The 21,449-nt window shown below is 61.3% G+C and carries 16 protein-coding genes; 5 read left to right on the forward strand and 11 right to left on the reverse strand.

The genetic code is table 11. The annotated features are described in order from the left end of the window. Positions 1-9 precede the first annotated feature (9 nt). Positions 10-1,098 carry a glycosyltransferase family 2 protein gene (locus ACP_RS04300; RefSeq protein ID WP_238525645.1) on the reverse strand — a complete coding sequence of 363 codons (1,089 nt, stop codon included), beginning with the start codon at positions 1,096-1,098 and terminating at the stop codon, positions 10-12. A 28-nt stretch (positions 1,099-1,126) separates the two neighbouring features. On the opposite strand from ACP_RS04300, the gene ACP_RS04305 reads away from it, so the two are divergent. Then, entirely contained in the window at positions 1,127-1,639 is a 513-nt protein-coding gene (locus tag ACP_RS04305) for a TlpA family protein disulfide reductase (RefSeq protein WP_015896066.1), read from the forward strand. A gap of 6 nt (positions 1,640-1,645) precedes the next feature. Here ACP_RS04305 and ACP_RS04310 read toward each other — a convergent pair whose 3' ends face one another. Next, positions 1,646-1,918, reverse strand: a complete 273-nt coding sequence (locus ACP_RS04310) for a hypothetical protein (protein WP_015896067.1) — start codon at positions 1,916-1,918, stop codon at positions 1,646-1,648. A gap of 33 nt (positions 1,919-1,951) precedes the next feature. Further along, positions 1,952-2,863, reverse strand: coding sequence for a bifunctional hydroxymethylpyrimidine kinase/phosphomethylpyrimidine kinase (thiD, locus tag ACP_RS04315; RefSeq protein ID WP_015896068.1), 912 nt, complete (start codon positions 2,861-2,863; stop codon positions 1,952-1,954). A 228-nt stretch (positions 2,864-3,091) separates the two neighbouring features. On the opposite strand from thiD, the gene ACP_RS18670 reads away from it, so the two are divergent. Both ACP_RS18670 and pyrF read left to right on the forward strand, forming a co-directional pair. Beyond that, positions 3,092-3,610 carry a septal ring lytic transglycosylase RlpA family protein gene (locus ACP_RS18670; protein WP_015896069.1) on the forward strand — a complete coding sequence of 173 codons (519 nt, stop codon included), beginning with the start codon at positions 3,092-3,094 and terminating at the stop codon, positions 3,608-3,610. A 113-nt stretch (positions 3,611-3,723) separates the two neighbouring features. After that, entirely contained in the window at positions 3,724-4,449 is a 726-nt protein-coding gene (gene pyrF, locus ACP_RS04325; RefSeq protein WP_041839277.1) for an orotidine-5'-phosphate decarboxylase, read from the forward strand. A 988-nt stretch (positions 4,450-5,437) separates the two neighbouring features. Here pyrF and ACP_RS04330 read toward each other — a convergent pair. The 5 genes from ACP_RS04330 to ACP_RS04350 all read right to left on the reverse strand — a co-directional run bounded on the left by ACP_RS04330 (position 5,438) and on the right by ACP_RS04350 (position 16,415). Beyond that, complete coding sequence (locus ACP_RS04330) at positions 5,438-6,676, reverse strand: ABC transporter permease (RefSeq protein WP_041839278.1); 1,239 nt, start codon at positions 6,674-6,676, stop codon at positions 5,438-5,440. 285 nt (positions 6,677-6,961) lie between these two features. Next, positions 6,962-8,218 (reverse strand): ABC transporter permease, encoded by a 1,257-nt coding sequence (locus tag ACP_RS04335; RefSeq protein WP_015896072.1) that lies wholly within the window; start codon positions 8,216-8,218, stop codon positions 6,962-6,964. 113 nt (positions 8,219-8,331) lie between these two features. Next, complete coding sequence (locus ACP_RS04340; protein WP_238525646.1) at positions 8,332-9,972, reverse strand: GH39 family glycosyl hydrolase; 1,641 nt, start codon at positions 9,970-9,972, stop codon at positions 8,332-8,334. Between the two features lie 166 nt (positions 9,973-10,138). Further along, a complete protein-coding gene (locus tag ACP_RS04345) occupies positions 10,139-12,217 on the reverse strand; it encodes a beta-galactosidase (protein ID WP_148215026.1) in 2,079 nt (692 codons plus the stop codon). Positions 12,218-12,629: 412 nt separating this feature from the next. After that, the gene (locus ACP_RS04350) at positions 12,630-16,415 is read right to left on the reverse strand and encodes a TonB-dependent receptor (RefSeq protein ID WP_015896075.1); all 3,786 of its coding nucleotides are present in this window, start codon (positions 16,413-16,415) and stop codon (positions 12,630-12,632) included. Between the two features lie 423 nt (positions 16,416-16,838). On the opposite strand from ACP_RS04350, the gene ACP_RS04355 reads away from it, so the two are divergent. Next, positions 16,839-18,413, forward strand: coding sequence for a malectin domain-containing carbohydrate-binding protein (locus ACP_RS04355; protein ID WP_041839279.1), 1,575 nt, complete (start codon positions 16,839-16,841; stop codon positions 18,411-18,413). Between the two features lie 145 nt (positions 18,414-18,558). Here ACP_RS04355 and ACP_RS04360 read toward each other — a convergent pair whose 3' ends face one another. Both ACP_RS04360 and mqnE read right to left on the reverse strand, forming a co-directional pair. Next, positions 18,559-18,738 (reverse strand): hypothetical protein, encoded by a 180-nt coding sequence (locus ACP_RS04360; protein ID WP_015896077.1) that lies wholly within the window; start codon positions 18,736-18,738, stop codon positions 18,559-18,561. A 235-nt stretch (positions 18,739-18,973) separates the two neighbouring features. After that, complete coding sequence (gene mqnE, locus ACP_RS04365) at positions 18,974-20,107, reverse strand: aminofutalosine synthase MqnE (RefSeq protein ID WP_015896078.1); 1,134 nt, start codon at positions 20,105-20,107, stop codon at positions 18,974-18,976. A gap of 160 nt (positions 20,108-20,267) precedes the next feature. Here mqnE and ACP_RS04370 point away from each other — a divergent pair, with 160 nt between their 5' ends. Further along, the gene (locus ACP_RS04370; protein WP_041839280.1) at positions 20,268-20,798 is read left to right on the forward strand and encodes a hypothetical protein; all 531 of its coding nucleotides are present in this window, start codon (positions 20,268-20,270) and stop codon (positions 20,796-20,798) included. 191 nt (positions 20,799-20,989) lie between these two features. Here the strand turns inward: ACP_RS04370 and ACP_RS04375 are convergent, their stop codons facing one another. Then, positions 20,990-21,448 carry a GNAT family N-acetyltransferase gene (locus ACP_RS04375; protein ID WP_015896080.1) on the reverse strand — a complete coding sequence of 153 codons (459 nt, stop codon included), beginning with the start codon at positions 21,446-21,448 and terminating at the stop codon, positions 20,990-20,992. Between the last annotated feature and the right edge of the window lies 1 nt (position 21,449).

Consider the following 21,449-nt stretch of genomic DNA (forward strand, 5'->3'; position numbering starts at 1 on the left):
CATGCCGCTTCAGCGATTGGCGCTTTCGAGCGTACGTCCCTTCCAGACCACACGCTTTTTGACCGTGTGATCAAACCAGCTTTGCCAGAGCATGGCGGCAAACAGAGGCAGCCCCACGGGGGCCAGCATACAGTCCTTTGCGGCAAAGTTGGAACGGCTCACGCGGCGGTAAAAGCGCAGCAGCGTGCGCAGCCAAAGCAGCAGAAAGACAGCCCAGTACCAGACATGCGGATTGAGCCGGTAAACCGCCCAGGCCCCAAATGGCAGGCCCAGCAGCAGCACCAGATCAAGCAGACGCCACGCCGCCAGCGCCAGCGCGTTGCCGAAGAGCAGCGCAAGGTTCTTCGTCCAGCCCTGCCACATGGCCTGAAAGTCGCGGTACATGTGAGCCGCCACGGCCTCCGGCGCATACCGGAAGCGCAGCCCCACCTTGCGCCGCTTGGCCAGGTTGGCGAGAGCCACGTCTTCGAGGACAAAATCCATTACAGCCGCATGGCCGCCGATCTTCTCATATGCTTCCCGGCGAACCAGCAGGAACTGCCCGTTGGCCGCGGCAGTGCGATGCGCCGGATCATTCACCTTGGCCGGGGGATAGGCGCTGGCCAGTTCGCTGAAAACCAGCGGCATCAGCGCGCGCTGCCAGAAACCATGCACGATCTGGCGCGGCGAGTAGGAGAGCATCTCCACGTGATGGCGCTCGGCCTCGGTGATGGCCAGGGAGAGATGCCCCGGCTCGTGCACCGTATCGGCGTCGGTAAAGAGCAGCCATTGGCCGCGGGCGGCCCGCACGCCCGCCATGCAGGCATTGGCCTTGCCGGTCCAGCCGGGCTCGGGCGGCGGTGCGTCGAGGACGGTGACTCCGGGGATGGCCGCCGCGAGCGCGCGCGTGCGGTCGGTGGACGCATCATTGACCAGCAGAATCTCCCACTCGCGGCCCAGATCCCAGCCGGGCTCCGACTGCACGGCCAGCGAGCGCAGGCAGGCCTCGATGCAGTCCTCTTCATTGCGCGCGGGCACGATGACCGAGAGCACCCGCGAGGGGGATGGTGCGGAATCGATATCCTGTTCTTTTTGAGGCTCTTCTTTTAGATCGGGCACGCCTTATTATAGAAAGGTGAGGTTTCCCTTGCGGTTTCGCTTCTTTCAAGCGCTGCCTGCGCTGCTGGTTCTTCCCCTGGTGCTGGTCTGTGTTCTGGCGGGGGGCTGCAATGACAACACCCACCCGGGAGCGATTGGACACCCTGCCCCCAACTTCACCATTCATAACGGCGCCGAGACCGTGAGCCTGAAGCAGTACCGGGGCCATGTCGTGGTGCTGAACTTCTGGGCATCGTGGTGCCCGCCCTGCCTCGAAGAGTTTCCGTCGCTGATCAAGCTGCAACAGGAGATGCCGGACATCCGCGTGGTCGCGGTCAGCTTTGACACCGACAAGCAGGCCTATGACCAGTACCTGCTTCAGAACAGGATCGGCGGCATCACCACAGCGATTGATCCGACTCAGAAGACCAACCGGAAATTTGGCACGACCCGCCCCCCGGAGACCTACATCATCAACCGGAAGGGCGTGATTGTGCGCAAATTCATTGGGCCGCAGGATTGGACCAGCCCGGAGATTGTGAACTATCTGAAGGCGCTGTGAGCCGCGCTACTGCGCGGGCGCGGCCTCGGCGGGAGCCGGTGGCGGCGGCGGGGCGACGAGGGGAATCTCTTCCACAATATCTATGCCCGAGCGGCGCAGAAGCTGCAGTACGACGGCCTTGTTGAGCCGGGTAGCGTCGTATTCCACGCGAATGGTCTTCGCGTTCTCATCGATCTTGATTCGCCGAACGCCGTACACCTGGCGAGCGGTGCCGAGGGCGGCCATGGCGGCCTCCGTCGGATGCATTTCGTACCGGTAGAGGACCTCAAGCTGCGTCATGCCAACATCATAGCAGCGCCCGGGGCGGAAAAATCACCCGTTTGAAAGGCACTCTCCCCGGAAAGCCCTATAGAGATGATGCATGGGGCCCCGGCCCCGCCCAATTGGGTAGGCGGCCTCCATCGCCTCCTTTACATATTGCTTGGCGGCGGCCACGGCTGCCTCGGCGGAGTCGCCCAGTACCAGGCGGCAGAGCAGCGCCGAAGAGAAGGCGCAGCCGGTGCCGTGCGTGGCCCGGGTGGCCAGATGCCTGCCCGGAAACCACTGCGCTTCGCCCTCCGGCGTAGCCAGCAGATCATCGGGCGGATCCAGATGGCCCCCGGTGGCGGCCACCCGCAGCCCGGCCGTGGCGGCCAGCGCCTCGGCGGCGGCCCGCATCTGTTCGCGGTTCGTTACCGGAAGGCCGGTGAGGGCAGCCAGTTCGTCGAGGTTGGGGGTGATCCAGCCGGTTTGGGGCAGCAGTTGCTCTCGGAGGAGGGTCTGTCCCGAAGCATCCAGCAGGTCGCGCCCCGAACTCGACCGCAGGACCGGGTCTAGAACCACCCGCTCGCGCGGAAACGAAAAATCGCGCAGCCAGGCGGCGACCGTGGCGACATTTTCCCCCGATCCGAGCATCCCAATCTTGACTCCGGCAATCGGCAGGTCCTGCTGGAGGCAACGGAGGGTCTCGCCGAGGAGGGCTGAATCGACCGGCTGGCTGCGGAGCACGCCCTGGGTGGACTGCACGGTGAGAGCCGTCACCGCCGAGACTCCGTAGAGCTGGCAGGCGGCGAAGACCTTCAGGTCGGCCGTGATGCCGGCGCCCGAGGAAGGGTCAAAGCCGGCAATGGTGAGGACGACAGCAGGCGCGAGGGCAGAGCTTTGGGCAGGTTCCGTTTCGGGAAGCCTTTGTTCATGCGGGTTCCCGGGATTCCCGGAAAGGAAGCCGGAGGGTTTTGAGGGCATCGATGGTTCCCCTTTTGAGCCAGCGTAAACCGCCCGGGGGCGGCCGGCCAACCTCTCCCACTTTGGTGGGAGGCGGCTCCGAAGATTTGTAACCGCGACAGGCACGATCAGGAAAACCCTATTTGTAACTGTTTTTGTACTTTAATTCTCCGGGGCAAAAGTTGCTAAATGATTGCGGCAGTTTGACTTAGATTTTGAAGTCCGGGTAAAATCTGCTTCAGGAGGAGTATGAATCCTATCGAAAGAAACCGCGATTCTGCGAATCGAAGACATCTGCATCCGGTAGGCGTCGCTGTCATGATCCTTGTTGGTCTGGCGGGCGCTCAGGCATCCACCCCAACCATTCGTCCTGCTTTGCAGGCAGAGCATGCGGCTCCGGCCGTCAAAAGAGTACGTCGTCACCATCACTGGTACCAAATTGGCATCGCCTCCTGGTATGGCAAGTTCTTCCAGGGCAAGGAAACTGCCAGCGGTGAACCGTACAACATGAATGCAATGACCTGCGCTCACCGCACTTTGCCGCTAGGCTCGCTGGTGCGCGTGACCAACCTGCGGAATGACAAATCGGTCGTCGTTCGCGTTAACGATCGGGGTCCACTTCCCGAAAATCGCGTGATTGACCTGTCTTATGCCGCCGCAGGCTTCCTGGGCCTTCGCCATTCCGGCACCGCGCCGGTGCGTATTGAGCTGATCAAGACCAATGCTCAGCTTGCGCAACTCTCTTATCCGCTGACCCCTGCGCGATAACGAGAACCCACTCCGGAGGGCGGTGCGCTGGTATGATCCCGCACCGCCTGTTCCGTTTGTGGCGCATCTCTTCTATAGTGACTGAGATCCCCCTCCCGAGAAGGTTGCCGACCATGAGTACTGATCTCCATCCCCGCCTGCCGCAGGACCGACTGATTGTCGCCCTCGACTTCCCTAACGCGTTGCAAACATTGGAGTTCACGGAACGGCTGGAGCAGACCTGCCGGTGGGTGAAGGTTGGCCTGGAGCTGTTTGTGGCCGAAGGGCCGGGCATTGTGGCTTCGCTGGCGGCGCAGGGCTTCTCGGTTTTTCTGGATCTCAAGTTGCATGACATTCCCAATACGGTGGCCGGGGCCGTACGCACGGCTTCGGCAGCGGGCGCGCGGCTGTTGACGGTGCATGCCAGTGGCGGCCCGGCAATGTTGAGCGCCGCGGCCGAGGCGGCGGCCGGGGTTGCGGCAGCGCCTCAGCTTTTGGCGGTTACCGTGTTGACCAGCATGGACTTAGGGCAGCTCCAGGCGGTGGGCGTGAATGACACCCCGGCGGTGCAGGTGGCCCGGCTGGCGAAGACCGCCTGGGACTCGGGCATTCGCGGGCTGGTGTGCAGCGCCGAAGAGGTGACGGCGACGCGCGGCGCGCACCCGGAGATGACGCTGGTAGTTCCGGGCATTCGCCCGGCTGGGGCGGCGGCTGGCGACCAGAAGCGGGTGGCGACGCCGGCCAGCGCCATGGCGGCCGGAGCTGATTACCTGGTGGTGGGGCGGCCGATCACGCAGTCGGCGGACCCGGCGGCGGCGGCGCAGAAGATTCTGGAAGAGATCGCCTCTGTGGAAATGTGAATGGGGATTCGCATTTTCAGGCAGAAAATGGCGTAGTTTTCAGGTAAACCTCACATTCCAATAGGCTTGCCGTCAATGTGAATGCGGATTCGCATTTTCTGTGAAAAACAGGCCGGATTGCCGGTTTAAGTCTTTTGTCTATAATCATTTGCGCGGAATGTGAATCTGGATTCACATTCCGCGCTTATTTTTTTCGGCTGATTGCAGAGCATGATGTTTTACGGTTTAACTCATTGATAATGGATGCTTTACGGGATGAAAGAGAATGCGATTGCGGATTCACATTCTCGCATGAGATGGATGCATTCCGCGCATCTTATTCATTCGATGTGACTTGCTTGCGGAATGGGAGGGTGAATGAGGATTTCGGTGGAAGGGATACGCTATTTCCATGATAGCTGGAGGAGCAGATTTTTCCGGCGTTTTGGGGGGCCTCGGGGGCTGGAGCCCGTACCCTTCATGGGCGTGAGGGACCCTTCGCTGTGCTTCGTTTGATCGGAGGAGAAGTTGTGGGAGAAACTTCGGGCGGCGGTGGTGACCGAGAGCGTGCCGGGATTCTTCGGCCGTTGGCCTCAGAATGACGCATCGCGGGGGGGCGGAGCTGCCTGGATGGGAAGCGGTTCCCTCAGGGGCTGAAGCCCTTTTTCTTTTTTGTGCGGGGGAATGTACGGGCTGAAGCCCGTACCCTTCATGGGGGGAATGCGGGTCGCTCTGCTGCGCTTCGTTTGGGCGCGAGGAGAAAGGATGAGGAGGTGTCGGTCGGCTGGCCGGGAGGACAAAGGGGTTAAACCCACATCTCTTCGAGATGTGGGGCACCCGGCATCGCGGGTGGGGGCGGAGAAGCCGAGGATGGGAAGACAACAGCCCTACTCAAACCAACGGAGGGTTTGAATGGGGGCACCCGGCTTGAATGGGGCACCTGCCGGGAGGACAAAGGGGTTAAACCCACATCTCTTCGAGATGTGGGGCACCCGGTGCGCCAGGTGGGCTATTCGTAGCGGAGGGCCTCGATGGGGTTGAGGTTGGCGGCCTTGATGGCGGGGATCATTCCGCTGACGGTGCCGACCAGGATGAGAATGATGGTCGCGACGAGGACAATGAGGGGCGAGATGAGCAGGCGGATGTCGGCCGCGTGGGCGTTTTTGGCGATGGCGCTGTAGAAGGTGATGCGGCCTACGCCGAGGGCGACCGCGTAGGCGAGAGCGATGCCGCCGGCTCCGCCAACGCCGGTGATGACCATGGCTTCGGCCAGAAACTGGAGCAGGATGTGGCGGCGGCGCGCGCCGAGAGCCTTTTCAATGCCGATTTCGCGGGTGCGCTGCTGGACGGCGACCAGCATGATGTTCATAAGGCCGATGCCGGCGATGCCGAGCGTGAGCGCTCCGATAAAGAGCAGCAGGATCTGCAGGGCCGCCGTGATGATGGAGAACTGCTGCAACTGCTGCTGCAGGTTGGCCACGTACATGGCGTTGTGGTCGCTGGGCTCAAAGTTATGAGCGGCGGCGAGGGTGTTGCGGAGCGCCTGCTCGACGGCCTGGTTGTCGCCCCGGTAGGTCATCCAGATGCCATCGAGGTATTGGGAATCTTTGAGCTCGGCCATGGCGCCGAAGGGGATGTAGACCTGCCGGTTGACGTTGTCGCCGGCCTCGGCCATTTTGGGTTTGAGGACGCCGATGACAGTGAAGGGCGTGCCGTTGATGCGAATCTGCTGGCCGAGCGGGTACTGGCCGCCCATGAGCATGGTTTTGGCCTCAGAGGCGAGGACGGCGACGTGGGAGCGCTCAAGATTGTCTTGCCCGTTGTAGAAGCGGCCCACGGAGATCTCAAGGTTCTGGATGCTGGCGATGTCCGGATAGTCGCCGTTGACCTGCCACTGATAGGAGTGCAGATCGTTCGAGACCGGGAAGGTTTTGCCCAGTTCGGGCGACATGAGCTCGATGCCGGGGACGGTGTTGCGGATGTGGTCGAGGTCGTCCATGACGAAGTGGACGGGGATGCCGGCCTTCATGCCGCCAGCCTGCTCGGAGGTCTGGCCGGGGAAGACGCCCATCATCTGCAGGCCCCATTGCGCGAAGATGTTGTGAATGGCCTTGGAGAAGCCGGCTCCGTAAGCCAGGAGCAGCACTACGGTGGCGATACCCCAGGCCATGCCGCAGATGGTGATCATGGTGCGGCGGCGGTTGTAGACCATGGCCTCCCAGGCTTGATTCCAGATGTCGCGCAACATTGTTTGTCTCCGAGTTGCCAGTTGTCAGTTTTCAGTTGTCAGTTGTCAGTTGTCAGTTGTCAGTGGTTGGGCGGTTTGCCTCAGGGGCTAAAGCCCCGTTTCTATTGTGGGCTTTTGCGGCACGGCTAAAGCCGTGCCCTGATACAAGTTTCTCTCCCGGGTCCGAACGGACGGACCCGGGGCACCCGGTTTCATCCCTGACCGGTTTCATCTCTGACCGGTTTCATCTCTGACCGGTTTCATCTCTGACCGGTTTCATCCCTGGCCGTTTCATTCCTGACCGCCTCATTCCTTTCGCAGGGCTTCGACGGGCTCGAGGGCGGCGGCGCGGCTGGCCGGGTAAATGCCGGAGAGGACGCCGCAGACGGTGAGCGAGCCGAAGGCGAGGGCGGCCGTCCAGGGGACGACGTGGGGCGGGGCGAAGCCCTGCACGCCCTGGCCGATGGCCTTCTGGAGCAGCCACATGAATCCGGTAGCTCCGCCGATGCCGATGAGCCCGCTGACGCCGGTGAGGGTGATGCCCTCAAGAAAGAACTGCATGAGGATGCTGCGGCTGGTGGCTCCAATGGCTTTGCGGAGGCCGATCTCGCGGGTGCGCTCGGTGACGGAGACGAGCATGATGTTGACGATGCCGACAGCGCCGAGGGCGAGGGTGACGAGGCCGACGCCGCCGAGGAAGGTATCCATGGCGTCGAAGATTTTATCGACCATCTGGACGGTCTGGATGGTGTCCCACTCGTTGAAGGCCTGGGGCGCGTTGGGGTCGAAGCCGTGACGCCGGGCGATGATGGTGTGGACCTCAGCGAGCGCCGCGAGATGGACGGCGTGGGAGCGCGGCTGGTACTGGATGGTGGTGACGGCGTCGGTGGGGATGTTGTCGCCTTTGAGGGGAAACTTGTTCCGCATGACGCTGAGCGGGATGTAGACCTGCTGGTTGAGATTGTTATTGTCTCCGTGACCGATTTTTTGGGCGACGCCGATGACGAGGAAGCGCGTGCCCCCGAGCGTAACCCAGGAGCCGAGCGCGGGATGGCCGGGAAAGAGCTTGATGGCGCTCTTTTGGCCGAGGACGGCGACGTTGTTGCGATTGAGCTCGTCGGAGGGGCTGAGGAAACGGCCCTCGGCGATGGGCAGATTGCGGACTTTGGGGTAGTTGATCTGCACGCCATCGACGGTTCCGGTGATGGTTTCGTAGAGGCTCTGCTCCTGCAGATTGCCGCGTTCGAGGAAGGCGGTGGCGTCGCGGACGTCGGGCGCCTGGGTGACGATGGCCTGCTCGTCGCGCAAGGTGAGGTAGTAGGGCCGCATGCCGACGTGCTGGCTGGGCACGGCCGGAACGTTGCCGCCCCACATCATGATGACGTCGCTGCCGAAACGCGAGAGTTGCTGGCGCTGGCCAACGCGGAAGCCCTCACCGACGCCGATGAGCAGGAGCATGGAACCGACTCCCCACGCGATGCCGAACATGGTGAGGAAGGAACGCAGCTTGTTGGCCCAGATGGCGCGGAAGACCTGCCCGAAGATGTCACCGAAGCTCTGCATGCTGGAGGGTGATACGCGCGGGAGCGGTGGTTGGTTCCCGGGGGGCAGAGGATGATGGAGCGAGGAGAGGATCGAGTGGAGGCTGGGAATGCCTCCACTCGGTGGGGTTTGACTCAGTGCCGCGGGTTGGGGCTGGCCGAGTAGACGCGGCGCAGGGTGACGAGAACGATGCCGTTGGTGCGCATGGGGATGTGGAGAGCGATGGTTCCGTCGCTGCCGGCGCGGAGAAGCTGGTTGCGCTCGGGCTGGTCGCGGGTGAGGTAGTCGAGGTGGGCGATCTGCGGCTGAGTGAGGTTTTTGGGCGCGCCCATGCGGAGGTATTCCGAATAGGCGTCGTTGACTCCGTAGCCGGTGCGGTGCAACTGGAGCCGGTAGAGCGTGCCGGGCGTGAGGTGGGTGACGGTGAGATCGACGGGGGCCGCTGCGTGATCGGGCAGCAGGCGGGTGTAGAACTCGCGGTCGCCGAGCTTGCCTTGGGCTGGAGTCTGGAAGTCCCAGAGGACGGCGGTGAAGTTCTGGCCGTTGGTAGAGAGCATGGACTGCGGATCAGAGGAAGGGATGGTTTCGCCGCGCAGTGCGTGCAGATATTTGTAGGCAAAGAAGGCGGGCTTGCGGATGCCGTCACGGGTGACGAGGCCGAAGCCGCCGTAGAAGGCCGCGGGCGGCGGGCCGGATTCCTCAAAGAGGTCGGAGTAGGTCCAGTAGCTCATGCCCTGCGCGAGTCCCTGAGTGGCCTTGAGCTTGTTGAGGATGTAGGCAGCGCTGATGTAGGAGTCGTGGACGGGATCGGCGGGCGTGTAGCTGGTGCTCCACTCAGTGATGTAGAGCGGCAGATGGGGAAACGGGGATGCGGCGATCTGCTGGTGGACGCGGCGCACGTCGCCGACGATGGCGTTGGGGGATGGGTCGAGGAGGAGATCGTCTTTGCCATCGGGATCGAGGAAGCCGCCCTTGACGCCGTAGGTGTGGGTGGTAACGAAGTCGATGGGAGCGTGGGTCTTCTTGACGTAATCGAGGAAGGCAGGAATCCAGGCGGCTCCGGCGGTGGCGGGGCCGCCGACGCGCAGTTGGCGATCGACGGACTTGAGGGTGCGGGCGGTCAGATCATAGAGCTGGAAGTAGGCCTTCTGGTCGCCACCCTCCCAAAAGCCGGAGAGATTGGGCTCGTTCCAGACCTCGAAATACCAGGAGCGGACCTCAGCCTTGCCGTAGCGCTTTTCAAGATGGCGGGCGAAGGCAGCGATGAGGTTGCGCCACTCCTTTGGATTGGGATGGGAGGTGTTGGCGTGGTAGTAGAAGATGCTGTTCTTTGAGGTGGCGAGAGCCTGCGGGGTGAAGCTCAGCTCGACGAAGGGCTTGATGTGACGGGCGAGCAGATTGTCATAGAGCTCGTCGATGCCGGTCCAGTTGTAGACGATTTTGCCGTTCTTCTGCTGCACGGTGCCGAGAGCGTCATGAAAGATGGCGTGGAAGCGGATGTAACGGAAGCCGAGCTCGTCGGTGACCATCTGGAGCTGGTTTTGGCTGTCGGCCTTGATGAGGGTGCCGGAGTAATCAGAGCCAACGGAAAAGTCAAAGAAGCGATTGACGGGACCGGCAGCGGCCTGCACGTTGGCGGTGATGACGCGCGGCTGGTGAGAGGGCGATTGCGCGACCGCGTGCGCGGCAAATGTAACCGCCACGGCGACAGAAGCGGCCTTGAGGAACGAGAGGCGCGGATGGCGAACCAGGGCTTTGAGAGAAGCATGCTTCAAGATGGACCTCTTTCTGCTGCGTGTTGGTCTTGGTATTGGTCTCGTGGGCAATTTTAGAATTGGCCTCATTTGTAGATTTCTAGTTCCGGCAGGCAGCATGAGCCCCGCTTCGGCGGCGGGTCTCACACTTTCCGCAATCAGCAGCTCCGTGTTTATGAGCCCAATTCTATTGATTTGCCGGGGCGGCGTGGGCTCCGGTTGCCTGCACGAGGTCACTCTGCCATGGCTTGAGGAGGATCTGGCCGTGATAGGTGTGGTGCGAGATGATTCCCTGCCCTGTGCCGTGGATGGGGATGACCTGATTTTGTTGGGTGGTGTTGACGTAGAGAATGCGGCCATCGACGCGGCGCGCGTAGACGCCCTCGGGAGTCCTGGGGCCGGGCTGGATGCCGCAGGATGCGAAGAGGCTCTGCATCACGGGGCCGATGGAGGTGGCATTGGAGGCGGTGGCGAGATAGATGGCGCGGCCTTTGCCGAAGTGGTTGACGGTGACGGCGGGCGTGCGATCCGCTGTGCTGGTGAAGCGGGCGATGACCTTTGCGGTGGAGGGTTCGAGGACTTCGTATTCACGCAGGGTGGTGGCGACGGAGTGGCCGTTGAGGTCAAAGGTCAGCGGCTTTTGCACGCGGTAGAAGGCGCTGGTGCGCAGGCCGAAGACGTCGCTGAGCATGCCGGGCAGCGGAGTGTCGAACCAGTTGCCGTTCTCATCCACCTTTGCGGAGAAGGCGGTCATGAGCACGGTTCCTCCATTGCGCACGTAGGTGCGAATGGCGTGGGCGCTGGCGGGGTCCATGAGATAGTCCGCTGGGACGACGACCATCTTGTAGGGCGAGAGATCGGCGTGCCCGATGTTGATGATGGCGGTGTCGAGATTGTCACGGAAGAGCGGCGCGAAGGCTGCCTGCACCTGATCGGCGTATGGGGTGGTGAAGTACTGGAGAGTCGTGTTCGAGGGGCCGTTGGGGTGCGAGTCCACGAAGGAGTCAAAGGAGTATGCGATGGCGATCTGCGGATGAGGATAGCGCGGGAAGCCATAGTGGCTGAGCGTCTGGAATTGCGCGGCGAAATGGGCCCACTCGTTCAGCTTCCATGAGGGCGTGTTGTCGTGATCGAGCAAGCCGAAGAGGGCCTGTTCTTCGCCGCCGAGATGCGAGTTGAAGGTCCAGGCGAGAAAGCCCTGCGCGCCGATCATCAGGCCGAGATAGGCATACATGGTGCTGCGGCCGGGCGTGCCGTAAAAGCCTCCGCCGCCGGCGGTGAACTCGTTGAACCAGATGGGAGTGGGCAGGTCGCCTTTCATCATGAGCGCGCCGAATGCGCCGCTGACGGGGTCGCCGGGATAGAAGCCCTCGGCGCCGTAGGAGACGTAATTCTTGTAGGAGCCGAGATAGTTGAAGCCCCGGCGGCCGGCATTGGGCCAGAGGTTGGAGATGGTGGGCACGTTGGGCATGTATTGGCGGCGGAGGGCTTCGAGCTGCTCCAGACGCGCGATGGCCACATCGGACCAGAAGCGGTGAAGATCGAGATAGCTCTCGGAGGGTCCGGGGCCGCTGGCGAGCGGCATATAGACCTGATTGAAGTTGTTGAGCCGGCGCGACCACCATTCGGTAGCCCAGGCGTGATTGAGCGCGCCGATGGTGCCGTATTTCTTGCGGAGCCATGCGATGAAGCGCAGACGGTCGGCCTCGGAGTAGGACATGTAACCGTTGCCGATCTCATTGTCATAACCGATGGCGATGATGTCAGGATTGTGCGCGTAGTGCTTCATCATGGCGGTGGCCAGAATACCGACTTCACGGATGTAATCCGGATCGCTGATGTCATCCATGTAGCGCTCGGCGGGAGGCATGCGCTTGCCGTCTTCGGCCACGATATCGACACCGGGGTAGGCGCGATGCAGCCAGATGGGAGCCGGGGTTCCGGGAATGTCGAGGATGACCTTGATGCCGGCGGCCTGCATCTTTTGGATGATGCTGTCCCACCACGCAAACGTAAATTTGCCCTGCTCGGGCTCGAAGGAATCCCACGAAAGGTCGCCCAGGCGAACAACTTTGAAGCCGGACTTTTTCATGAGCGCGATGTCCTGGTCGATCTCCCGCGGCGTGCGCTCGATGGGCTGGTAGCAGGTGCCGACGTAGAGCTGGCCGGGGCCGGGCCAATCCGGATGCCCGGCGGCGCTTTGCGCCGAGGCCACGGTGGGCAGAGCGAGGGCGAAGGAGAGAGCCAGGGCTACGGCTTTCGGCATGGTCTGCCGGAAATATTTTTCGCACAGGGAGCGCATGTGATTCCTCTCAGCTTTTTTGTGACTGCTGATTTGTAGTGGCGAAACGAACCGCGGGGGGGGCGGACATTGAGATGGTGGGAGAAACTTCGGACGGCATTTGGCGGCCGAGGAATCGCCGGGATTCTTCCCACCCCACGAACGAAGACCCGTTCGTGGGGGCCCCGGTTCGCTTCGCTCAGAATGACGCATCCGGGGTGGAGGCGGAAATGCGGGTCTCTCCGCTGCGCGCCTTCGGCGCTCCGGTCGAGATGACAAATTGTTTGAAATAGAGAGGATTTTTTCCCCCTGCTTAAATGTCGATACATGCTAACGGAAAAAGAACCCAGAGAGAGGAATCTCCTCTCTCTGGGGACACAGGCATTCAAGGATGCCTTTAAAACATGTACTTCACGGACAGCTCTAACGTGCGCTGGTTGGGTTGCCCGCTCTTGGTGTCCATGACGCCGAAGTTGTTCGGGTTTCCGTTGGGATATTGCGATGCGGAGGTTCCGAAATTGCTGGTTCCATACGCATCGGTGTAGTGCAGCGCCAACTGGCTGGAAGCGCTGTACTCCGGAAGGGGATGATTGAGCCAGTTGAAGGCCTGGATACGGAACTCCAAAGTCTGGCTGCGAACGACGTGGAAGTTTTTGTACAGCGACATGTCGCTGTCAAAGTAAGCGGCCATGGTGTACGGATAATCGCGCGGACCATACTGCCCGACCTTAGGCGGCGTAAAGCAGGAGTACTTGATGCGCTGGTTGTTGGCCGTGCCGGAAGCCGGGTTGCAGGTGACTTCAGGCATGATGTCGACCGTGGAGTTGGTTCCGTAGTAGGTGGCCTGGCTGAGGCTGTTGCCGGTGGCTCCGTTGGGCAACGGGTTTTTCTTGGAGATGGGCGCGCCGTTGTAGTCGCCGTATTGCAGGGTAAGGCCAAAGTTGGGAGTGGCCTGCGTCTGCAGGAAGCCGCCCGCCTGCCAGGTGGTGATGTTGGAGATGGTCCAGCCATTGGCCGCACCGCGCAGCCAGTGATTTTCTCCCTTGTAGGGACGCTGGAAGGTGTAAGAGCCGGAGAAGTTGAAGACATGCCGGCGCGTGGTGCTGGCATAGCCGTAGTTGCGGCGAACGCTGAAGGCGTCTTCGCCGAGGGTGGTGCTCAGGTTGCTCTGGTAGGTGTAGTTGACGTCAAAGTTGGCGTTGGAGCCGTGACGCACCAGGCTGAGCTGCAGGGAGTTGTAGTTGGAGTATCCGGCGGTGTCGGTGACGTAGACGCTGTTGTTGCCGTACTCCTTGCCATAGGGGTGATAGTCGGCGTACTGGTTGCAGGTGTTGCCAGTGCAGGTCGCGTTGACCTGCTCGGGATTTTTGGCAACCATGCCGGTGACCGGATCGGGCTTGAAGAATGCGCCGAGCGGGATCTTGTTGACGTCGTCGAATGCGGAGAAACCGCTGCCGGAGAGCTCTTCGCTGCCGAGGGGCAGATTCTCAGCATGGTTGGCGACATAGGCCGCCTCGACCATCATCTGCATCGGCAACTGCTGATCGAGCGTCACATTCCATGCGGTGGAGTCTGGAATCTGATCGTCGAGCGGATTTTCAGCATAGACGGTGTTGTTGATGCAGCCGGTGGCGGCGCTGCAATCTGCCGTGGGAATGGAGATGCCGGGCGCGCTGCCCTGCCCGGCGATGCCGCCCTGCTGACCGGCCTGGCCGACCTGCGAGAGGAAAATGCTGTCGCCGCTCGGCAGGTTGTAGCCGAGCACTTCCTGCGCAGTGAGAACCGAGTTGGTATCGGGCTGGTTGGTGAAGCGGAAGATGCCCCATCCGCCACGGATCAAGGTTTTGCCGTTACCGAAAATGTCGTAAGAAGCGCCGATGCGCGGCGTCATGTAGGCAAAACGGTTGGGCATGCCGCTCGAAGGAACGCCAGGATCGACGCCGTGCCAGCGGACGCCGGGGTAGAGACGGCCTTCGTTGTAATCGGGCACCACGAGCGACGGCATGAAGACGGCTACGCCGTTCTTGTTCTTGTCATACCAGTGGCCGATGTGCTCGATGCGCATGCCGTACTCGATGGAGAGCCGTTTGGTGGCCTGCCAGGTGTCGTCATAGTAGGCGGCAAAATCGCCGAAGGCCATGTTGAGGTTTTGTGAAGTGTTGTTCTCGTTGTAGCTGGAGGCAATGCCCATCAGGAAGTTTGCGGTGGGATTGTTGGGCGAGCCCACGGCCTGCCCGGTGACCACGTTGGGCGCGACGGTACCGTTGAAGCTGAAGCTGCCGAAGTTACCGTTCAGAGTCTCGGTTCCGCCCTGGTCGTTGCTGACCTCTTCGGCGAATCCACCGAGCTTGATGGTGTGGTTTTTTACCTGCCAGACCACGTTGTCGGCCAGCGAGGGAGTTTCCTTCTTGTTTTCAAAGCTGTGGCTGGAGTTCTCAAAGTAATCGGGCTGCGAGAAATCCGGGAAGGTGTCGTATCCGGCGCTGCTGTAGGAGGGCAGAACGTTTGAGCCGGTGCTGAAGATGGTTCCGTAGGGATAGCCGAGGCCGCTGCGGGTGGCGGCATTGGGATTGCTGGGTTCGGTGGGGAAATTGCCATAGCCCCAGGCCGCAATGAGTTCGTTGGTCAGGTTGGGGCCAAAGGTGTGCACCAAATGAGCCGAAATGGCCTTGGTGTAGCTGTAACCGTAGAGTCCGCCGCCCGGATAGGGGATGGAAGCGTATGGGGTCCAGTAAATGTGCGCGCCGTTGCCCGAGGCCAGCGCAGCGCTGTAGCTCTGCTGATAGGAAACGTAGAACTGGGTGGACGGGTTCGGGTCGTAGTCGACGCGGAGGCGATACATCCAGCCATTGTTGGTGCCGGGGATCACCTGGTAGTAGTTGTATCCGCCGGGAGTGGTGGCGGGATTGGCATTGGCCGTGGGCCAGAAGCTGGAGAGAGCCTTGGCGCCGGCATCCAGAAACTGCGCCGGGATGGTGCTGCCGTAGGAGGTGCCGGGGCCGGCGGCCTGTCCGTTGGGCAGAATGGTGCCGGTGAGGTCATTACATCCGTTGGTCTGCGAGGAATTGATGTTCGACGCGCCCTGGCAGAAGGCAGCATTGGCTGGAGTGTCGCCAAAGTTGCCGGCCATCATGTCCGGGGTGGGGATGAAGGATCTCAGATAGTTGGTGTTGCCGGTGTTCTGGAGGAAGCGCTCGTAGCCGCCCCAGAAGCGGAGCTTTTTGTGGGTACCGGGGACGGGACCGCCGATGTTGCCGCCGGGATAGTAGTAGTGCGCATTGCCGCGGGGGAGCCCCTGGTGATTGCTCTGCCAGTCATTGGCATTGAGCACGTCGTTGCGGGCATAGAAGTAGCCCTCGCCGTGATAGTGCGAACCGCCCGACTTGCTGATGGTGCTGACGAGCACGGGACCGTAGGGAGACTGCGCGCCAAAGTTGGAGGTCTCGACGGAGACTTCCTGGGTCATATCAGGATTGATGAGCGTGATGGCGTTGCAATTGCAACCCGGGTCATTGACGTCGACGCCGTCGAGCAACTGCGTGGTGCCACCGCGATAAGGGGCTCCGTTGGCGGAGAGGCCGTTGTTGATGGCGCTCTGGGCGGCGCTGACCTGGGTGAAGTTGAAGGACGGGCCGTTGCTCAGGCTGGGCGAAACGGTAACGCCGGGCAGAATCTTGAGCATCTCGGAGAGATCGCGGCTGCCGAGCGCGAGCTTGTGGATGTCCTGCGAGGAGAGGACAACGGAGTGCTCACCGCTGACGGTAGGAAGAATCTGGGTGTTGGTGTGGACCGTGACGGTCTGGGTAGCGCTGCCGAGAGCCAGCTTGATGTCTGGCAGCTTGGCGTCGGCACCGGCCGTAAGCGTGAGGCCGTGCTGCTCGTAGGCCTGGAAGCCATTCTCAGAGACGTGAATGGTGTAGGTGCCGGGGAGCAGCGCCTGGAGGTTGTAGTCGCCGGCGGAGTCGGTGACGGTATCGCGCTCGGCTCCGGTGGCGTCATTGGTCAGCGTGACCTTTGCGCCGGGAACGACGGCCCCGGTGGGATCAGTGACAGCGCCGGTGAGGCTGGCCGTGGTCTGCGCCCGCAGGGCGGGAACGCACAGCAATGCAAAGACCAGAGTGAGGAAAACTGCCGGGCGGCTGATTTTTGCGGAGAGACTCCGTCCCCTGCCCGACTGTGACATTGACAGGCCTCTTTCAAACTTATGCATGGCCGTCCTGAATTGACTGAAACACTTTTGCATTCGGTTCTCCTGAAAAGGTTTGCGGATTTGGCAGGCGTCCCAATCTCCGTTGCGTAACGCGGGCCGTTCTCGCCTGGGGAAGAGCGAGAGGGTGATGGTGACTGCGTGGCGTGGAGGCTGGAGGCATGACAGCGTGCTGCATCGATCAGGCACACTTCCGGCAAACTCGGTGGAAGGTAAATTCCGGAGTGAAAGACTGACAACGTTCGTTCTGTACAAAGTGGTACACAGCCGTTACGCGTCCCGTTGCAACGGGACTATCTTGTTGAGTTTTCAGGGGAACCCTTTGATGGGATGAAACGTGGTAAAACGTTTATGTAAGCGTATTCATCGCGATTTTTTTGCCGGATAGAGAGGTTTGAGTTGTCAGATCAGTACCGGGAGGCGAATGGTTCCTCTCATGCGGAGACGAGGGAGGCCGAGCGCCGGGAGCTGGAGGCGTTTGCCGCGACGCTGGCGAAGCCTTCCCGAATGCTCAGCCTGATCACCTATATTGGCGAGAAGTATTTTGCGGACGAGACCGAGAAGCTGCGCGAGTACGAGATCGCCACGGAGGTGTTTGACCGCTCGAAGAACACATTCAACTCGGGCGAGGATGCGATTGTCAGGGTTGAGGCGCACCGGCTGCGCAAGCGGCTCAAGAAGTACTACGACACGGATGGCCAGGACCATGCGGTGCAGTTCACGATTCCGGCGGGGTCATATGTGCCGGTGTTTTCGCATCGTGTACAGCCGCAAGAGGATGGCCTAGAGGATGGAGTAGAGCAGCCGGAGGACGCTGAGAGCCCCGTTGAAGAGCGGATTGAGCCGACACCCCGCAAAAAGCGTGGGAGGGTGTATGTAATTGCGGCGATCCTGCTGGTGGCGTTGCTGGTGGGCGCGGGCGCTTTGGTGATTTACCGGCAGCATCGCCGGAGGATATCCGCCTCGCCGCCAACGGCCGGAAACGCTCCCATCCGGCATGCTTCCGCTTCGGGTCCGTTTCCGCAGATGCCGCTTCGCATTCTGGCGGGATACAAGGGCAAGCCGCAGATCGACAATGCGGGCGCAGTGTGGCAGCCGGATGAGTACTACCATGGCGGCGGAAGCTGGGACCGGCCGGAGAGCTATGGCCCGGTGCGGAAAACCAGCGATCCGCTGCTCTTTCAGCACTGGCGCGAAGGGAATTTTTCCTACGATATTCCGCTGCCGCAGGGCGTGTATGACGTGCACCTGTTTTTTGTGAGCGCGCAGCCGTATGCGAATACGCCGTCGACGTTTAATGTGCTGGTGAACGGGAAAGCGATTCTGCCTTACTTTGATGTGAATATGGATGCCATGGGGCCCGATGTTGCGGATGAGCGTGTCTTTCGCGACGTGAGCCCGGGCCCTGACGGAGTGCTGCACCTGAGCTTCACCAGCTACACGGTGCCGGCGTCGGTGAATGCGATTGAGATTGTTCCGGGAGAGGCGCATCATGAACTGCCCATCCGGATTGTCGCGCAATCGAGAGCGTATACGGACCACAGCGGGGCGCTGTGGGAGCCGGATGACTACTACTCCGGCGGGTACACCTCAGAGACCAACTTCGCGGTCACGGAGACGGCGGACCCTGAGCTGTATGCGGCGGAGCGGTACGGTTATTTTTCGTATTCAATTCCGGTAGATGCGCGCGACCAGTACACGCTGATTCTGCATTTCGCAGAGCTATATTTCGGGCCGAACCGGCCGGGCGGCGGGGGCGCAGGCAGCCGTGTGTTCCGGATCGAATGCAATGGGCAGACTCTGGATAAGGGCCTGGACATTTACAAGAGCGCCGGAAGCATGCATGCGCTGACAGAGACGTTTCATCACCTTGTGCCGACGCCGCAAGGCAAGCTCAATGTGACGTTTGACCCAATTGAGAACAACGCCACAGTCTCAGCCATTGAGGTGGTGGATGAAGGACCGCAAAGCTGATCGGGGCCAAGCGCCTGAGCCCGGGATGAAATCGCAGAGGATTACGGCTCGGCGGCACGTCACAGAAACCTGAAGGCCGCCGCGACGAGGCAAAGGAAGATAAGGGCGGCCCCACTTCAGCGATGAGGTGAAATGGGGCGCCGGATTACTTCTTGAGTGCTTCGAGGACGGATTCGGCGTTGGGGCGGGAGTTGCGGACGTACTCGCTGACGCGCTCGCGCTCCTCAGGAGTAAGGCTGGGCACCAGGGCCAGAATGCGGCGCAGGGTGACGGCCACATCGTCCACGTAATTCATCATGCGGATGGCTTCGCCGGAAAGGGGCATGCAGGGGTTCTCCTCGAATTGCAGATGTCTATAGCCACTGTCTCACAGGAAGGCTTTTCGTTTTCAGCCTCGGCCTGAGCCCGGCATCGATGGCGGCTCTCACTCGGTCCCTTATGAGACAGCTTCTAGGCGTATTGTCGTTGACCGGGATGGAAGAGTAAAGGGAGCGAGGCGCATGAAGTATGGCTCTCACTCTCTTCATCAGAGAGAGTGAGAACGCTGAAGGTTGCCACGCTTAGACGGCGACGGTGAATGTGTCTTCGCTGCGAGTAACCGCGCGGTAGAGGGTGTCGCGCTCGACGGGGACGCGGCCCGCGGCGGTGATGAGGCGCATGAGCTCTTCGCGACGCATGCCCTGCGGCGTGGTGGCGCCGGCATCGTGATAGATTTTTTCTTCGATGACGGTGCCGTCGATGTCATCTGCGCCGAAGCGGAGCGCGATCTGCGCGATCTTGGCCGTCATCATCTGCCAGTAGGCCTTGATGTGCGGGAAGTTGTCGAGCATGAGGCGGCTGACGGCGATCTGTCGAATGTCTGTCAGGCCGGTGGTGCGGGGCAGATGCTCCAAGGGCGTGTTGTCAGGGTGGAAGGCCAGCGGAATGAAGGTCTGGAAGCCGTGGGTCTCGTCCTGTACCTCGCGAAGCTTGATGAGATGATCGACGCGGTCTTCGTCAGACTCGATGTGGCCGTAGAGCATGGTGGCGTTGGACTTGAGGCCGGCCTGGTGAACCATGCGGGCGGTGTCGAGCCACTCGCTGCCGTCGATCTTGTGGTCGCAGATGATGTGGCGCACGCGGTCAGAGAAGATTTCAGCTCCGCCGCCGGGCATGGAGTCTACGCCGCAATCTTTGAGGCGGCGCAGCGTCTCGGGAATGGTGAGCTTGGCGCGGCGCGCGAGGAAGGCGATCTCCACCATGGTGAAGGCCTTGATATGCACCTGCGGGAAGCGCTCCTTGAGGCCGCGCACGAGATCTTCAAAATATTCGAGCGGCAGATCGGGGTGCAGGCCGCCGACGATGTGGAACTCCGTCACGGCCTCGGTGTAGCCGGAAGCGGCAGTTTCCCATGCCTGTTCAAGCGCCATGGTGTAGGAGCCTTCGGTTCCCTTTTTGCGGCCAAAGGCGCAGAGGCGGCAGGCCGCGACGCAGACATTGGTCGGATTGATGTGGCGGTTGACGTTGAAGTAGGCCACATCGCCGTGCAGATTTTCGCGCACGTGGTTGGCCAGCCAGCCCACAGCCAGAATGTCTGGCGAACGATAAAGGGTTACTCCCTCTTCAAACGAAAGACGCTCGGAGGCGAGAACCTTTTCGGCAATCGGCTGGAGCCGGGGGTCATCGGAGACAAAGGCATGTTGCTGGCTTGGCATCACTCTTTATGATACTGCACGAGCAAAAAAGGATTCGCGGCCGGCGTGCGCCATCAAAAAGAGCCGGGAGAAGATGCGATGGCACTGTTAAGATCGAGGGAAATTGCGGCGAATTACTAATTGACTCTCCACAAGGATTCTCTTGCGCTCATTGAGGAACATGGTCCGTCTGGCGCTGTTTGGCGTTCTGGGGCCGCTGGCGCTACTGGCGGCAGCCGGGGCTCAAACGCCGGTGCGTTTTCCCGCGGTGACGGCTTACAGCCTTGCGAAAAGCAAAGTGGCGCTGCCAGCCGATCTGAAGGGGAAACTGAACCTGCTGGTGCTCTCGTTTGACGTGAGCCAGAGTCCGGAGGTGGACCGCTGGCTACGGGAGGCCCAGTCTCTGGAACGGCTGCACGAAGGACTGCGCTACTATGTGCTGCCCGTCTCGGAGCGGGAAAACGACCTGTACCGCTGGTGGCAGAATTCGTCGATGCGCGGGAATTACAGCGATCCGCAGGAGTGGCCGCGAATCGTGCCGCTGTATGTGAACCGGAAGCAGTTTCGTGGCGCACTGCAGATTCCGAAGGACCGTTCGGTGGTCGTGCTGCTGACCGATGCGCAGGGCGAAGTGCTTTGGCGGACGCATGGAAAGCTGGACCAGGAGAAGCAGGCGGAGATTGAGAGGCAGCTTTTAGCTGTTAGCTATTAGCTTTTAGCTATGAGCTGCCAGCTACTAGCTTTTGGCTATTAGCTGTGAGTGTTCAGTGTTTGGCTATTCGCCGCTCGCCGGCGGCTCGCTGCTGGCGATCTGAGGCGGCTCGATCACAAGGCTTGAGATCGAGCTAACAGCTAAAGGCCAGCAGCTAATAGCTAGGAGCTAAAAGCTAATAGCTGCTTTCATCACAGCAGGGATTTTTCGAGGACGAGGGCGTCGATCTTGTCCATGTAGTAGCGGGGGATGCGGCCGATGGGGCGGTATTGCTCGCGCTCATAGAATTGCTGCGCGGCGAGGTTGTCGACGGCGACTTCGAGCCGGATGCTGGCGAGGCCTTCTTCGCGGAGATGCTTTTCGACAGCGAAGAGCAGGGCGCGGCCTACGCCCTGGCGGCGCGCGGATTCCGCAACATCAATGGTGACGACATACCCGTAGTGAAGCTCGCCACGGCGGCGCTGCCCGGCGAGAATGAAGCCGAGAAGCGCGCCGGTTGCGCCTTCCGCCAGCAGCGCGATGCTGTGCGGCTGCGAGAGGAAGGCGCGGAAATCCGCGCGGGAGTATGCAATGCCCGGGGGAAAGCACTGCTGGTCGAGGTGATAGAAGCCGTTATAGTCGGCGCTGGTGGCTTCGCGAAGGGTCCACACG

The organism is Acidobacterium capsulatum ATCC 51196 (assembly GCF_000022565.1).
Classification (GTDB): domain Bacteria; phylum Acidobacteriota; class Terriglobia; order Terriglobales; family Acidobacteriaceae; genus Acidobacterium; species Acidobacterium capsulatum.

What these genes read in the sequence shown, in the direction of transcription:
- ACP_RS04310 (WP_015896067.1), bottom strand. Translation starts at nt 1,918, where the DNA reads ATGACGCAGCTTGAGGTCCTCTACCGGTACGAAATGCATCCGACGGAG.
- thiD (WP_015896068.1), bottom strand. Translation starts at nt 2,863, where the DNA reads ATGCCCTCAAAACCCTCCGGCTTCCTTTCCGGGAATCCCGGGAACCCG.
- ACP_RS18670 (WP_015896069.1), top strand. Translation starts at nt 3,092, where the DNA reads ATGAATCCTATCGAAAGAAACCGCGATTCTGCGAATCGAAGACATCTG.
- pyrF (WP_041839277.1), top strand. Translation starts at nt 3,724, where the DNA reads ATGAGTACTGATCTCCATCCCCGCCTGCCGCAGGACCGACTGATTGTC.
- ACP_RS04330 (WP_041839278.1), bottom strand. Translation starts at nt 6,676, where the DNA reads ATGTTGCGCGACATCTGGAATCAAGCCTGGGAGGCCATGGTCTACAAC.
- ACP_RS04335 (WP_015896072.1), bottom strand. Translation starts at nt 8,218, where the DNA reads ATGCAGAGCTTCGGTGACATCTTCGGGCAGGTCTTCCGCGCCATCTGG.
- ACP_RS04345 (WP_148215026.1), bottom strand. Translation starts at nt 12,217, where the DNA reads ATGCCGAAAGCCGTAGCCCTGGCTCTCTCCTTCGCCCTCGCTCTGCCC.
- ACP_RS04350 (WP_015896075.1), bottom strand. Translation starts at nt 16,415, where the DNA reads ATGTCACAGTCGGGCAGGGGACGGAGTCTCTCCGCAAAAATCAGCCGC.
- ACP_RS04360 (WP_015896077.1), bottom strand. Translation starts at nt 18,738, where the DNA reads ATGCCCCTTTCCGGCGAAGCCATCCGCATGATGAATTACGTGGACGAT.
- mqnE (WP_015896078.1), bottom strand. Translation starts at nt 20,107, where the DNA reads ATGCCAAGCCAGCAACATGCCTTTGTCTCCGATGACCCCCGGCTCCAG.
- ACP_RS04370 (WP_041839280.1), top strand. Translation starts at nt 20,268, where the DNA reads ATGGTCCGTCTGGCGCTGTTTGGCGTTCTGGGGCCGCTGGCGCTACTG.